This window comes from Butyrivibrio sp. VCB2006 (assembly GCF_000420945.1).
In the GTDB taxonomy this organism is placed as follows: domain Bacteria; phylum Bacillota; class Clostridia; order Lachnospirales; family Lachnospiraceae; genus Butyrivibrio.
This window is the reverse complement of record NZ_ATVX01000015.1, coordinates 38,858-53,859: the sequence shown is the minus strand read 5'-3', so window position 1 is coordinate 53,859 and position 15,002 is coordinate 38,858. Positions and strand designations below refer to the sequence as shown.

12 protein-coding genes and 1 pseudogene are annotated in these 15,002 nt (G+C 42.5%); 12 read left to right on the top strand and 1 reads right to left on the bottom strand.

Annotated elements, in window-relative coordinates:
- Nucleotides 1–3 precede the first annotated feature (3 nt).
- On the bottom strand, nucleotides 4–948 hold the full coding sequence (locus G613_RS0113610) for an alpha/beta hydrolase (protein WP_029233141.1): 945 nt from the start codon (nucleotides 946–948) through the stop codon (nucleotides 4–6).
- A gap of 113 nt (nucleotides 949–1,061) precedes the next feature.
- Between G613_RS0113610 and G613_RS20150 the strand changes: the two are divergent.
- From G613_RS20150 to G613_RS0113555, 12 genes and pseudogenes are all read left to right on the top strand, one after another.
- Nucleotides 1,062–1,190: pseudogene (locus G613_RS20150) on the top strand (glycoside hydrolase family 130 protein); the annotation flags it as partial.
- 84 nt (nucleotides 1,191–1,274) lie between these two features.
- On the top strand, nucleotides 1,275–1,511 hold the full coding sequence (locus G613_RS0113605; RefSeq protein WP_029233140.1) for a Fur family transcriptional regulator: 237 nt from the start codon (nucleotides 1,275–1,277) through the stop codon (nucleotides 1,509–1,511).
- A 61-nt stretch (nucleotides 1,512–1,572) separates the two neighbouring features.
- Nucleotides 1,573–2,280 (top strand): ABC transporter ATP-binding protein, encoded by a 708-nt coding sequence (locus G613_RS0113600; RefSeq protein ID WP_029233139.1) that lies wholly within the window; start codon nucleotides 1,573–1,575, stop codon nucleotides 2,278–2,280.
- 12 nt (nucleotides 2,281–2,292) lie between these two features.
- On the top strand, nucleotides 2,293–4,866 hold the full coding sequence (locus tag G613_RS0113595; protein WP_029233138.1) for an ABC transporter permease: 2,574 nt from the start codon (nucleotides 2,293–2,295) through the stop codon (nucleotides 4,864–4,866).
- 135 nt (nucleotides 4,867–5,001) lie between these two features.
- Nucleotides 5,002–5,934: an AAA family ATPase gene (locus G613_RS0113590; protein WP_029233137.1), complete on the top strand. Its 933-nt coding sequence runs from the start codon at nucleotides 5,002–5,004 to the stop codon at nucleotides 5,932–5,934.
- Entirely contained in the window at nucleotides 5,931–7,001 is a 1,071-nt protein-coding gene (locus G613_RS0113585) for a DUF58 domain-containing protein (protein ID WP_029233136.1), read from the top strand. Before G613_RS0113590 ends, G613_RS0113585 begins: the two co-directional genes overlap by 4 nt.
- The gene (locus G613_RS0113580; RefSeq protein WP_029233135.1) at nucleotides 6,928–9,219 is read left to right on the top strand and encodes a transglutaminase-like domain-containing protein; all 2,292 of its coding nucleotides are present in this window, start codon (nucleotides 6,928–6,930) and stop codon (nucleotides 9,217–9,219) included. Before G613_RS0113585 ends, G613_RS0113580 begins: the two co-directional genes overlap by 74 nt.
- A gap of 97 nt (nucleotides 9,220–9,316) precedes the next feature.
- Complete coding sequence (locus tag G613_RS0113575; protein WP_029233134.1) at nucleotides 9,317–10,021, top strand: Bax inhibitor-1 family protein; 705 nt, start codon at nucleotides 9,317–9,319, stop codon at nucleotides 10,019–10,021.
- A gap of 58 nt (nucleotides 10,022–10,079) precedes the next feature.
- A complete protein-coding gene (locus tag G613_RS0113570; RefSeq protein WP_029233133.1) occupies nucleotides 10,080–10,796 on the top strand; it encodes an ABC transporter ATP-binding protein in 717 nt (238 codons plus the stop codon).
- Entirely contained in the window at nucleotides 10,786–12,384 is a 1,599-nt protein-coding gene (locus tag G613_RS0113565) for a putative ABC transporter permease subunit (RefSeq protein ID WP_029233132.1), read from the top strand. Before G613_RS0113570 ends, G613_RS0113565 begins: the two co-directional genes overlap by 11 nt.
- Nucleotides 12,385–12,584: 200 nt before the next feature.
- Nucleotides 12,585–12,845, top strand: a complete 261-nt coding sequence (locus G613_RS0113560) for a DUF6110 family protein (RefSeq protein ID WP_029233131.1) — start codon at nucleotides 12,585–12,587, stop codon at nucleotides 12,843–12,845.
- A gap of 6 nt (nucleotides 12,846–12,851) precedes the next feature.
- On the top strand, nucleotides 12,852–14,939 hold the full coding sequence (locus G613_RS0113555) for a heavy metal translocating P-type ATPase (protein ID WP_029233130.1): 2,088 nt from the start codon (nucleotides 12,852–12,854) through the stop codon (nucleotides 14,937–14,939).
- The last annotated feature ends 63 nt before the right edge of the window (nucleotides 14,940–15,002 follow it).

The following is a 15,002-nucleotide window of genomic DNA, read 5'->3' as shown; positions in this document are numbered from 1 at the left end:
GGTTTAATGGTTATTAGATTTATCATAGGCGATCTGCTTGAAGAGATTGAAAAGACCGCTCTTAATGGCGTTATTGTCGTGATCTGCGCCGGTAATCTCATACCAGATGTGATCTGCGCCGTTTTGTTCTAACAGTTCATGGTACTGCTTGGGATAGGTTCCAACTACGGAATCCCTGGTTCCACAGCATATAATGAAGACGTTTGGAGTAACAGCGTCATCTGCGAATTTCATCTCGCTCTCCTGGAGCTGTCCGTCATGGGACATGAACTTGTCCTTGGTAGGAACTACGCCGGGAGCAGAAGAGATGGCACATACATATCCGAAAAGCTCAGGCCTCTTTAGAGTGATATAGATTGTTTCTCTGCCACCCATAGAAAAGCCTGCAAGGTAGGTGTTATCTCTTCCTGTGAGAACGCTGTAGGTGCTCTCGATATGAGGCATCAGGTCATTCACCAGGTCATTTATAAAGTTGTCGTAGGGCAGAACGCTTTCGCTATCAAAGCCCGGCTTCTGGTCTGGGTCTGATGTGGCGTACATATTTGGACATACCACGATGGTTTCCTCTATAAGGCCGTCAGCTGCCATATTTCCCACAATTTCTTTTATCTTATTACTAGAATCCTGTGAAAATGAGTATTCATCTCCGAATATGCCATGAAGAAGATAGAGAACAGGGTACTTTTTATCCTGACTATAATCTGCCGGAAGGAGGATACTGTAGCCTCTTTCCAGCTGGCAGGTTTCGGAGTAGTAGGTTCCGTGGGTGAATTCCCCGTAGGATACGTTATTTCTGGTGGCGTCGTAGGTTATAGGACAACGCTCGTCGATTTCGTTTGTTTCTGTGTTTTGAGCTGTCATTGCTTCTTCCCCCTGTGTATTGGATCCGCAGGCGCATACTGCTGCGGTCATTAAAGCTAGAATTATAGAAATTTTACTCTTTTTCATTATTTATCCTGCATCCTTAGTCTTGTAATGCTTGCAATTGCCGCATTTACGCGGTCAGATTCCATTATAATCAATGTGAGAGGGGCTTACAATCTCTCTTTTCTATTTATCTGATTGCAATCTATTACGGCGCTGCTGACAGCTATGTTGCTATGGCATTTACAAGGCTTGATGACATTATCGATTATGTCAAAGAGCATTCAGTTGTTCGCGACAGCGACACAGAGCTTGGCATTAGATAACTGAGCCCTTGCAAAAGTGGTTAGTGTATGCTAACATTTCATTCAGAAGAAAATAGTTAGCAAATGCTAACCCCTGGGGGCAAAATGAGCAGCGAACAGATAATTGAGACATTAAAAGAAAAGGGCATGCGAATTACCAAGCAGAGAGCACTGGTTGCGAGAGTTATCGCTGAAAATGACGGTGCTTCCTGCAAGGATATTTGCTGCATGGTAAGAACCAAGGATAGGACTATCGGAACTGCCACAGTGTACCGAATGATCAAATCCTTGGAGGATATTGGTGTCGTTGAGCGCATTGATATGATTAAAATCCAGGAATAAATGGGCCACGGGAGAGATTCCCAGGCCCTTTTTTCGATATAAAAATTTGAGGAGGGATGTTATGAAGGATTGTTTTCTGGAAATTAGGGAGCTTAAAAAGAGCTTTGGTGAAGGAGAGGCAAGGCAGGATGTCCTTAGGGGCATGAATTTTACGGTTAAGAAGGGCGAGTTCTGTGTACTGCTTGGACCATCAGGATCAGGTAAGTCTACGCTTCTGAATATCATCGGAGGAATTGACACACCGGATTCAGGGTACGTTAGCATTGACGGGGACAAGCTGGAGGAGATGAATGAGAGGGAGCTGACGCTTTATAGACGCAAGCATCTGGGCTATGTGTTCCAGATGTACAATCTCATCCCGAATCTCAATGTAAAAGAAAACATAGAGGTCGGGGCATATCTTTCCGACAAACCCCTGGATGTGGAAGAAGTTATAACAACCTTGGGGCTTCAGGACCACAAATACAAATATCCGAATCAGTTATCAGGAGGACAGCAGCAGAGAGTTTCTATTGGACGAGCTGTGGTCAAGAATCCTGATATTCTTATGTGCGACGAGCCTACAGGCGCGTTGGACTATAAGACGTCAAAAGAAATTCTGGCTCTTATAGAGGAGTGCAACAGTAAGTATGGAAGCACAGTCATAATGGTTACCCATAACGAAGCTATTAAATATATGGCGGATCACGTGATCAAGCTAAGGGATGGCGTAGTTCGTCACAATGATATGAATGAAAAGAAAATCTCAGCTGCAGAGCTCGAATGGTAAGGAGGAACGGTGATGAAAAATCCACTTATCAGGCGAATTCCAAGAGAGCTCAAGGCTGACTGGCACAAATATATTGTAATAATCATCTTCATGGTTATGATGATCGGCGTAATCTCCGGCATGTATGTAGGACATGACAGCATGTTATCCGCTGTTTACACGGGGAGAAAAGAGCTGAATCTTGAAGATGGTTCTTTTGAACTGTCCAAAAGAGCTTCCCAGAGCTTTATTGATGATATCAGCACAGGTGAGATGGCTGATGTAAGGCAATATTATATAGATAAAGGGAATAAGGAAGCTGACAAGGAAGTTGCGGAGGCTATCGAGGAAGCTTTTGCCGGCTTTCCAGATGAGGTAAGAGAAACAGAAGAGTACAAAAAAGCCGTAGAAGAGGCTTATGAAGAGGCACATAACACGGTTGTAGAAAAGGTCGACGAAGAATGGGGAGAAATTGTAGACAGATACAACCTAGACGAGGATTTTAAGCCTGTTGCTATCAGCGTTTATGAGAATTTCTACAGAGATGCGGCAGAAGACTATAATAACGACGGCACAGAAGATGCCACTGTAAGAGTCTTCAAAAGCGATTCCACGATCAACATGGCCTCTTTTAACAAGGGACGAGCACCGGAGAATGATACTGAGATTGCCATAGACAGGATGCATGCGGACAACGTAGGCATTAAAATTGGCGATTCTATCACAGTAGGCGGCAAGAAGTTTGAAGTGGTAGGTCTTTTATCATATGTTGATTACCTTACGCTTCACGAATCCAACACGGATCTAATGTTTGATGCCTTTGGATTTGATGTTGCCATGGTTACGCCGGAAGCATTCAATAAGCTCACAGCAAGGGTGCACTACAACTATGCTTACAAGTACGTGAATGAGCCCGAGGATAAGATACAGAAGGCGGATTATGCAAATGCGCTGTTAAAGGCATTGATTACTCAGACACTGGTTCATGACACGGAAATAGAGGATTTTCTTCCTGAGTACCTGAGGCAGGCCAGTAATTTTGCGCCTTCCGACATTGAACATGACTCGGCAGGAACAAGTATATTGTGCTACATCCTTATAGGAGTAATTGCTTTTATTTTTGCGATTACAATAAGCAACACTATTGATAAAGAATCAGCTGTTATTGGTACACTTAGGGCATCGGGATATAGTAAGAGAGAATTGGTTAATCATTATATGTCTATGCCTCTTATAGTGACGATTATAGGGGCAGTACTGGGAAATGTGCTGGGATATACAGCATTCAGAACAGTGGCTGTTAATTTGTATTACGAAAGCTATAGTCTGCCCACCTGTCATCTGGTGTGGAGCAATACTGCGCTGATCAAGACCACAATTATTCCGCTTGTTCTTATGTTTTGCATAAACTTGATCGTTATAGTCAGAAAGATGCAGCTGAGTCCTTTACGATTCCTTAGGCATGACCTTGTAAGGACCAGAAGGACCAAGGCCAGAAGGCTTCCAAGTTGGTCGTTTCTTAGAAGATTCAGACTTAGAATTCTTTTCCAGAATATGCCAAACTACGTAGTTCTTGCTGTTGGAGTGGTACTTATAGAGCTGATGCTTTGCTTTGCCTTTGGACTTCCTGATTCTCTATCACACTATTCAAAGTCTGCTCCGGATATGATGTTTGCAGAATACCAGTACATGCTAATGGATAGTAAGGATGAGGATGGAAATGTAATTAAGACCAGGGAAGAGACTGCAGAAACGTTCAGTTCCAAGAACTTATTGTATTTAAAAAATGCTGCTACATTGTTTTCAGGAATGGGAAGTGGTAAGGATGAGAGCGTAACAGTATATGGAATAGCCGATAATAGCGAATATGTCAAACTTGAAAGCGAAACCTCACCGGGAGAAGGTTATGTATCCAGCGCTTTTATGGCAAAATTTGGACTTAAAGTCGGGGATACTATAACTCTTCATGAAGAGTACGAGAATAAGTCCTATGATTTTACGGTTTTGGGAAGTGTAGATTACGATGGCGGAATAGCTCTATTTATGGGTAAAAAGAGCTTTGATGCTATGTTTGATAAAGAGGACGGTGACTTTTCGGGCTTCTTTTCCTGCAATGAAATTTCGGATGTTGATGAGCAGAGCATTGCAACAGTTATAACTGCGGAGGACATAACAAAGGTTACGGTCCAGCTTGATCATTCCATGGGCGGCTTTATGGATGTTTTTAAATATGCACTTGTAGTGTTGGCGGCAGCGCTAATTTACCTTTTAGCCAAAATTATTATCGAGAAAAATGAACAATCCATTTCTATGGTGAAGATTCTAGGCTTTATGAACACAGAGATTGGGTCTCTATATATTGTTCCTACGGCTATTATGGTGATAATCTTTGCTATAGCCGGCTTTGCGGCGGGGTACTATCTTATGATATGGATTTTCCAGTTATTTATGCTGCAGATGGATGGCTACTTTGTCTACTATATGAAGCCTATATCTATGGTACTGTCAGTTGTATATCTTTTAGTTGGATATGCCGTAGTTTCTGCCATTGACTACTTCAGGATAAAGAGAATTCCTATGGATGTGGCACTTAAAAATGTAGAATGAACACAAACCCTCGTTTCCTTGGAGAATAATCAAGGGACGAGGGTGATTTTATGCAGTTTATCGTAGAGTTAGGAAACAATTTAGAGTATAGTAGAATATATAGTGTTGGTGGGGATTTATTTATTGGGGGACTTCATGGAACAGACTAATCAGAAAATAATAGACCTGACGCAGAACATGAAAAAGAGGCTCATCGGGAAGGATGATGTAATACAAAAGGTGATTACATGCCTTCTGGCAGGGGGACATGTCCTTTTGGAGGATGTTCCCGGAGTTGGAAAAACTTCTTTGGCAAAAGCTCTTGCCGATTCCATTTCAGTATCATTTGCAAGAATACAGTGTACACCGGATACGACGCCGGCTGATATTACGGGACTTTCCATATATAGCCCTGCTAAGGAGAGCTTTCAGGTAATGCCTGGGCCGGCTCTCAACAACATAGTTTTGGCAGATGAGCTTAACAGAACATCTCCCAAGACTCAGTCTGCGCTTTTGGAGGTTATGGAGGAGCACAGGGTCACTATCGACGGGCAGGAATTTGCTGTTCCCGAGCCCTTTATGGTAATTGGAACCCAGAATCCCTCTGAGATGGCAGGAACTTATCCCCTTCCTGAGTCGCAGCTGGACAGATTTATGGTTAAGCTTTCTATTGGATATCCGGACACTTCGGCAGCACAGGACATGGCTAAGCGTTTTCTTGAGGGAGACCTTCATGATAAGACAACTCCTGTTCTGACAGGAGAAGACGTTATTTTCATGCAAAAAGAGGTTCAAAACGTTACGATTCATGAGAACTTGCGCTCTTATGCAGTGAATATAGTGGAAGCAACCAGGGCAAAAGCAGAGATTTCCTGCGGCGCTTCACCGAGAGCTCTTTTATCCATGCTAAGGTGCGCTCAGGCAATTGCCTACATAAATGGCCGAAACTACTGCGTTCCTGAGGATATTGCAGGTGCTGCAGCCATGACAATTCCCCACAGGCTGGTTCTTACCACTGAGGCGAGACTTAGCAGAGTTACCAAGGAAGATATGGTTAAAAAGATACTTGAACAAGTGAAGGTGCCATGAAAATAACGGTCTGCAAGCTACGACTAATCATATATCTGATAGTCCTGATCGCGAGCCTTGTGTTTGCCAGCTTTTACGGCGGACCGGTGGCGTTTGCCTGGCTTTACGCCGTGCTGCTATTGATTCCGGTATCAATTCTCTATATTTTTATCAACAACAGCTTCCTTAGAATTTATCAGGAAATAGAGGTACACAGGCTCACCAAGGGCGAAGAGCACAGGTACAGGGTTTCTATCGATAATGAGGGAATTCTGCCCATCCACAGGATGAAGCTATATCTGTACGCTGACAGGTGCGAGCTATATGAGATAGAAAATGGACAGGAGCTTTCCCTTGATATTCACGAGAAAAAAGAACTGTCTTCCGGCATTAACTGTAAGTACGCAGGGACTTACAATGTCGGAATTGAGAGTGTCTCTTTTACCGATCCCTTCGGGATTTATACAATAACAATAGATATTCAATATTCCTTTAGAGCCATTGTCAGTCCCAGAATTACTGACATGGCGGACAGGGTTTTGGACATAGAAAATCTGTTCAATAATACCGGGCTTAAGAGCCCAAGAATCTACGAGAATACTCCGGGAAGTGATAACAGGCCCTATCAGAGAGGAGATAGTCTAAGTTCCATCAACTGGAAAGTGTCTGCAAGGCTATCCGAGCTGGTTTCAAGGATTCCCGATCGCATGGAGAAACGGACAGTGACGATTCTTTTACAGGCGGTAAATGTCCCTGAGAGGGATCAGGATACTGAGTTTCTCAAAAAGAGGGATTTTTTCCTGGAATTCGCCGTGTCTGCGGCCTGGCACTTCGGTCAGCAGGGGATGCCGCTTAGGATCATATATCCCTCCGGGAAGATTACGGAGTCTACTGTGGATTCCTATGAAAGCTTTTTGGAGTTCTACAATGTAGTTGCTGACAGTATTTTTTATAGCTCTGATGAGAATTACAGGGAACTTCAGAGCATGGCTTTAAAAGCGGGAGAGAGCGTGTATGGACAGGACACTTGGATCATCATCAGAGAAGATCCAAAGCCGGGAGAGGATTACTACCTTATTTGCGGCTGAAATTCGCGTGCATCTTTTTGCGTTTGCTCTGACTGTTTTGGGACTTGAGATATTTCTTTTGATTAACGAGAATGCTATTGACCTTAAGAGAGAGTTTTTTTCTCTGATGGTTATGGCATTCTTTTTGTTTTTCTGCATTCTGGAGTATGTATTTGGACTATTTGCAAGTGGAAGAGCATCAGTATTGGTGACTCTGATTCCGGCAGTCATTTTGTTTTTCCTGTTAAAAGAGATAGAGACTTTGCCATATATTGAGATAGCTGTTTGTGTGGCGGTTCTAGGGAGGGTATTTTCATCGCTCCTTCCTGGAAGGGACAGCGTAATTACCTGGGGAAGCCTTATTTTGGACGCTGTAGCGATTATTCTGCGGATTCAATATCAAGTGTTATCTGGAGAAAACAGTACTGATAAGCTTTTATTTGTATGTCTTTCCGTCCTGACATTATCAACTATTCAAGAAATCTTGGATTGGAAAAAAAGCGGCCGCTTTCCGTTTTATTATTTTGTGATCGTCGGAATATTAGTAGCTGTCCTTCCGATGAAACAGGAGCCCATAGACTGGTCTTCAGCCATAGAAGCAGGCCACAGGCTTGTATCCGGGGTTAAGGGGGCCGCAGACAGCGCTTCTTACTATCTATCGTTTCTTATGGGTGATGATTTCTTTACTGCAGGCTATAGCTCTTTGAATGTAACCGGTGAAAAGGTTATGAGTTCTGACAGGGACCAGCTGATTTTAACAAGCTCTGAGAAACCTTACAGGATTTTCTATGACAAAGAGGTTGATTCCAACATGAAGATGCGAAGAAACATCTATCTTTCCGGAGGAAAGGGAGTTGATAAGGAAAGCCTTGCCAGACTTTTGAATTTCATGCATTCTCAGGAGGTTGATAGGGAGAAGGCAGCTCTTTTCTCTGAGATTTCCAAGGTGAATATTCAGTATGTGTACCTGGATACTCCGGATGAAATTGCACCAAATAACACAATTATCCTCACAAGCGGCGGTCAGAGAGTTGCAGAGGGTGTCAGTGATAAGAAGCATAAAAAGGGCTACAGTCTAAGTGCAAGCTATCTGGATATTGACTATGGAAGTCCATATTTGATCGAGCTCGTTGAGAGAGCTCAGGGAACCGGCGAAGAGGCGGTAATGCCATATGATGAAGCAAGTAGCTATATGCAGTCTTTGTATGGGATTGGGCTGGACAAAATTATGTCTAAGGAAGATTATGAGGAGTTTGCCAAATCCTTGTATGCGGCTCATGGGCCTTATGTTGATTATGATGGAGCCACGGACAGGATGACAGAGTTGGCTAAAGAGCTGACTCTTGGAGTTAACAGTGACTATGAAAAGTGCAGGATTATAGAAGAGTATTTAAGACAGTATTCCTATAACACCAAGGCCCTTGGTGGTCACGACCAGGATTCGGATATGAGTACGCCCAGGGGAATGGCGGATATTGCAGATAGATTTCTTTTTGAAACCCAGGAGGGGTACTGTGTTCATTTCACATCTTCCATGGTGATGCTTCTTAGACTATCAGGAATTCCGGCGAGAGCTTCTTATGGCTATAGGTATGCGTATCCATTTCAGCAGCAGGATTCCTACATTGTAAGCAGCAACTGTGCCCATGTATGGCCTGAAGCTTACCTTGAGGGAATAGGCTGGGTTCCATTCGAGCCAACAAGCGCCTTTATGACGGCGGCAGATTTTACCTGGCACAGGGCTATAAAGACTCCGGCAAAGGGGGATGGCATCGCAAATCCGGCGACTATGAGTACTCCTATTATTCCGGAAATACCTGAGCCGGAGGAGGTAGAAGTAGGATCTGAGGAAAATACAGAGGATAAGACAATTATTCAGGTGCTTAACGTAGTAGTTGCCGTTGTTCTTAGCGTTATTCTCCTTATTGGGCTTTTGGTCTTGGGTACTTTTGCCATCAGAGAGGTCAGATATAAGCATGCATCGCCTGCCAAAAAGCTTCAAATTGACGTGGAGATGATCAAGAAGATACTTCGTCAGCACTATGAAGGTGTATTTAATGATAGAGGTCTTTTGACGGATTATATTGATATTGCGCCAAACGAGTACAGAGCGGATGTTCAGAGGATTTTCGGTGCATATTACAGAAGCATATACGGTAACAGTGATGCTAAAGCCATAAGCCAAAGTGAAACTGAGATTGCCAGAGGTCTTCGGCAGACTCTAAAGAAATGCAAATAACAGTGCCTATTTTGCAACAGAATACATTTATTCCAATCGCGTTAAAACATACTATAATGATATAGTTGTAATAATTCATTATAGAAAGGCAGTTATTATGTTTGGATTAAGTGAAAGAAAAGAAGAAAGACTCTACAAGGAGGTATTGCAGAACGAAATTGTCTCTGACAGGACTTATAACATGTGTCTTGGAGGAGTGATAATTTACGGACTGATTGTAAATCTTATTATCTGTTCAAAGTTTACTAATCTGGCCCTTAGCATGAACCCCGGAGTCTTTTTAATTGGATATTTTATCTGTGTTTTTGCAGGTTCATACATTTCAGCAAAAAGCAATGATCCTATAGTGAGCTTTTTGGGATATAACCTGGTGGTTGTTCCAATCGGACTTGTGGTTTCAACAGCCGTTTATTATTATGGCGGACTTAGATCCAATGTAGTTCTTTTGGCAATGGTTTATACAGCCGGAATTACCATTGTAATGATCTGTTGCAGTATTCTGAAACCTGAGTTTTTCTCAAAGATTGGTGGAATGTTAGTATCTGGACTGACAGGGCTTCTTATTGTTGAAAGTGTTTTACTTATTTTGGGCATTGAACAGATGATCACATCCTTTATAGCAGCGCTGATCTTTTCTCTGTATATTGGCTATGATTATTGGAGAGCACAGCAGTATCCCAAGACAATTGATAATGCTGTAGACAGCGCACTGGATATTTATCTTGATATCATCAATCTTTTCCTCAGAATCCTTCGTATTCTCGGAAGCGGAAAGTCATCTTCCAAGAAGAATTCATTCTGAGTTAGTAGCATAAAGAAAGTAGTAGATCTGTAGTAATAACGAAAGGTAGGAACCTAAAATGCTGGAGATCAGGAACTATTCTAAATCATACAAAGAGGGCACCAAGGCTGCCGATAACGTTTCGCTGACAGTTGAGAGCGGAGATATTTTCGGATTTATCGGCCACAATGGTGCGGGCAAATCAACCACAATCCGCGCAGTTGTTGGTGTCTTGGATTTCACAGAGGGGGAAATCTTAATTGATGGGCATTCTGTCAAAGATGAACCCCTGGAATGCAAAAAAGTGACAGCTTATATTCCGGATAACCCGGATCTCTATGAGAATTTAACAGGTATTCAGTATCTGAATTTCATAGCAGATGTTTTTGATATAAGTGCCTCAGATCGTGAAGAACGGATCAAAAAGTATGCAGATTTATTTGAGATAACAGCTTCCCTTGGAGATCAGATCAGTTCCTATTCTCATGGAATGAAGCAGAAGGTGGCTATTATTTCAGCCCTTATTCACAACCCTAAGTTACTGGTTTTGGACGAGCCTTTTGTTGGTCTTGATCCTAAGGCTACTTTTACATTAAAAGAGATAATGCATGAAATGTGCGGCAATGGCACAGCAATCTTTTTCTCAACCCATGTCCTGGACGTTGCGGAAAAGCTTTGCAACAAGGTTGCCATTATCAAGCAGGGCAGAATTATTGCATCAGGAACCATGGAGGAACTCACAGAAGGTCATTCGTTAGAGGAGACATTCCTGGAGGCGGACAGCAATGAAGAATAATATACTTCTTCTCAAAACGCTCTTGTTATCTACGAGCCAGATCAATATTTATAAGCACTGCAATGACAAAAAGAAAAAACGCAAAGTCAGGGCTGCACTTATTGGTAAAGCATGTCTTTTTGCAATGCTGATCGGATACAGCTTCGCTGCCTGTGCAGGATATTGCGCAGCAGGACTTACAGATTCAATCCCTGTGTTATGTGCTCTTACCATAAGCATGCTTGCGCTTTTGTTTACATTCTTTAAGACAAACGGTTATCTCTTTAACTTCAAAGAGTACGACATGCTGATGGCACTGCCCTTTGAAGCAAAGACTGTGGCCGGATGCAAGTTTTTATACATGTACGTAAAGAGTTTGCCTTGGTATATGAGCATTTCTGTAGCTATGATGGCCGGATACGGCTTAAATGCTAAGCCTGCGGCTTATGTATATGTGATATGGCTTATATTGTCACTGTTTGTACCGATTATCCCAATGCTGATATCTGCTTTCTTTGGATTCCTTATAGCTAAGGTCAGCACAGGATTTAAAAAGACAAATCTTATTCAGACAGTTTTGACGTTTATCTTCGTGTTATTCTGCTTTTCTTTTAGATACATTGTGGAGATGATATTCAGGGAAGATAAGCTTCAGGATACTCTAGAGGCTGCTTCTGAGATGACAAACAGATTTGCAGATGTCTATTTTCTAGCAGGATGGTTTACTAAGGCAATAACAGAAAGTAGCTTAAGCTCGGCATTTCTTTTAATGGGAGTCAGCTTGGCTTTATTTGTGGCAATCTTTACTGTTGTTGGTAAATCCTATCGCAGCATCAATTCTGCGCTTAAATCTCATGCTGCCGCCAAGAATTACAAGATGACAGGCCAGAAGAAGCACAGCGTGGTATCTGCCATAGCTTACAAGGAGTTCAGGAGAATGGCAGGCTCAACAACATATATCACCAATGTGAGCATGGGAGAGCTTCTTGCAGTAATACTGGGAGTTTTCACTCTTATATTTGGCTTTGACAAAATTGTTGGTGTTGTCACTCAGAACGCGCCCTTTGATTACGCTATAGTTCATCCGGCAATTCCTTTTATTGTTTATTTCTGTATTGGAATGGTTGCTTCCACAGCCTGTTCACCATCTCTTGAGGGCAAGCAGTACTGGATCATGCAGAGTCTTCCAATTGAGAAAAAGACAATTTATCAGGGCAAAATGCTCTTTAACATGTATCTGACAGTGCCATTTATGGCTTTTGGAGTTCTGTGCCTTTGCATTTCAGCCCATGTACCGGTTGTTAATACTATTTTGTATTTGATCCTTGGCGTTGCCTTATGTGCATTTTCTACTACCTGGGGATGTGTATGTGGAATCAAACATATGAGACTGGACTGGGAGAACGAAGTAGAAGTAATCAAGCAGGGCTCAGCGGTTGCAATCTACATGCTTCCAAATATGTTCGTAGTTATGGCCCTGGTTGTTGGCGTAGTATTTCTTGGAATCGTTGTAGATCATAGGCTTTTGGCGATTATATTTATCGTGATTGTGGCAGCTCTTTCTTATATATGTTATATAAGAGCACTCGCCCTTGCTAAAAGGACATAAAACATAAAAGACTAGAGTCGGGGATAAAACATTATGACTACAAATGATGTATATACTGCTAAGGCGTGTTTTTGAGAAAAGTTATCAACTGTGCATATTTTAGAGCATATCAGATTGTGATAAGCTAAAGAAGCAAACAAATGTGGGAGGATTCTGCATTTGTTTGTTTTGCATTAAGACAAAAAAATATATAACAGGAGATGATTTTTATGAAAAACTGGAAACATTGTGTTTGGTTTTTGGGCGGAGTTCTTTTTGGAACAGCTGGTGTAAAAGTTCTTTCTAGTAAAGATGCAAAGAAGTGCTATACGCATACTACAGCTGCTGTACTCAGGGCAAAAGACTGTGTAATGGATACGGCAAATAAGGTACAGGAGAACTGCGATGATATTCTCGCAGAGGCAAAAGAAATTAATTCCGAGCGCAAGGCAAAGGAAGAGGCCGCAGTAGTTGGAGAATAACCAAATATGAAAATTGTCATTAAACATGAGATAAGTGGACGTATTCGCTTTTCCATGCCAAAAAGACGTTTTTCCTATGAAGAAGCAGATAGATTACAGTACTATCTGCTTTCTCTTGGTGGTGTGGAAAAGGCTACAGTCTATGAGAGAAGCGCTGATGCGGTAGTTGTTTATAAAGGCAATAGGGAAGAACTATTAGCCAAAATCTGCAGCTTTGATGCAGAGGCGGAAGATGTTAAGGCGCTTGTGCCTGAAAATACCGGAAGAGAACTTATGGCTTCTTACAAGGAGAAGCTTATAGGTAAGGTAATCCTTCATTATGGATGCAGGCTCTTTTTACCTTCACCCATTAGAAGGATAAAAGCCTGGATTATGGCTACGAAGTTTATTTACAGGGGACTTGTCAGTCTGTTTGAGCATAAAAAGCTTGAGGTATCAGTTCTCGATGCCACAGCTATAACAGTATCTCTTTTGACCGGGGATTATCAGACAGCTTCGTCGGTTATGTTCCTCCTGGGGGTTGGAGATCTTCTGGAGGAATGGACTCACAAAAAGTCTGTGGATGATCTGGCTAGAAGTATGGCTCTTAAATCAGATAAGGTCTGGCTTAAGAAAGACGGTGTTGAGGTACAGGTGCCGATAAGTCAGATTGTTCCCGGAGATAAGATTTCTGTGCGGGTTGGAAGTGTTATACCTCTTGATGGAACGGTTGTTTCAGGAGAGGCACTGGTCAATCAGGCGACGCTCACCGGAGAGGGCATACCTGTGGAAAAGAAAGAGGGGGCCTATGTCTATGCCGGAACAGTCATAGAGGAGGGCGATATTGTTCTTAAGGTTGAGAAGGCATCCGGAGCTACCAGATATGAGAAGATAATCAGAATGATTGAGGAGTCTGAGCAGCTTAAGTCAGGAGTTGAGTCAAGAGCGGAGCATCTGGCAGACAGACTGGTTCCATACACATTGGGCGGAACTATTCTTGCGTATCTGCTAACCAAGAATGTTACTAAGGCATTGTCTGTTCTTATGGTTGATTTTTCATGTGCGTTAAAGCTCTCCATGCCTGTGACTGTACTGTCAGCAATGCGTGAGTGCCAGGACAATCATCTTACAGTAAAGGGTGGAAAGTTCCTGGAAGCTATTGCTGATGCTGATACCATAGTTTTTGATAAGACTGGCACACTTACTATGGCTACGCCGAAGGTTGTGGATGTGATTACATTTTCAGGGAATGACAAGGATGAGATGCTACGAATTGCAGCCTGTCTTGAGGAGCACTATCCACACTCCATTGCTAATGCAGTTGTTGCCGAGGCGGCGGATAGAGGGCTTGAACACAATGAAATGCACAGTAAGGTGGAGTACGTGGTTGCCCATGGAATTGCTTCTGATATAGATGGTCAAAAGGTTGTTATTGGAAGCTGGCACTTCGTAATGGAAGATGAGCATTGCGTGATACCTGAAGGAGAGCAGGATAAACTCGATGCTATATCCAAACAGTATTCAAGGCTGTTCCTGGCAATAGGCGGCAAATTGTCAGCTGTGATATGTCTGGTGGATCCGTTAAGGCCTGAAGCACTGGATGTTGTCAAAAGGCTTCATGAAGTCGGATTTAACAATATTGTTATGATGACAGGCGATTCCAAGCATATTGCCAAGAGAGTTGCGAAAATCGTTGGCGTTGACTCATACTATGCTGAAGTTCTCCCTGAAGAAAAGGCAGGATTTGTCCGTCAGGAGAAAGAGAAAGGGCATACAGTCGTAATGATAGGGGACGGTATAAACGATTCTCCTGCACTTTCGGAAGCAGACTGTGGTATAGCCATAAGTGAGGGAGCGCAGCTTGCTCGTCAGATTGCAGATGTTATGATATCAGAGGAAGACCTGTATAGATTAATTACTTTAAAAGAGTTGAGCGATCTGTTAATGAAGAGGATCCATTTTAATTATCGTTTTGTTGTTGGATTTAATCTGGGGCTTATCGGTCTTGGACTGTTGGGAACTATAGCACCTGCAACAAGTGCTACTTTACATAACGGTTCCACGATAGCGCTGGGGCTTCATAGCATGACAAATCTGAAGAATGATACGGAATAATAATATAAAGAAGTCGGAAAATGTTTCACTTAGGGAACATCTTCCGACTTCTTTTATGAATTG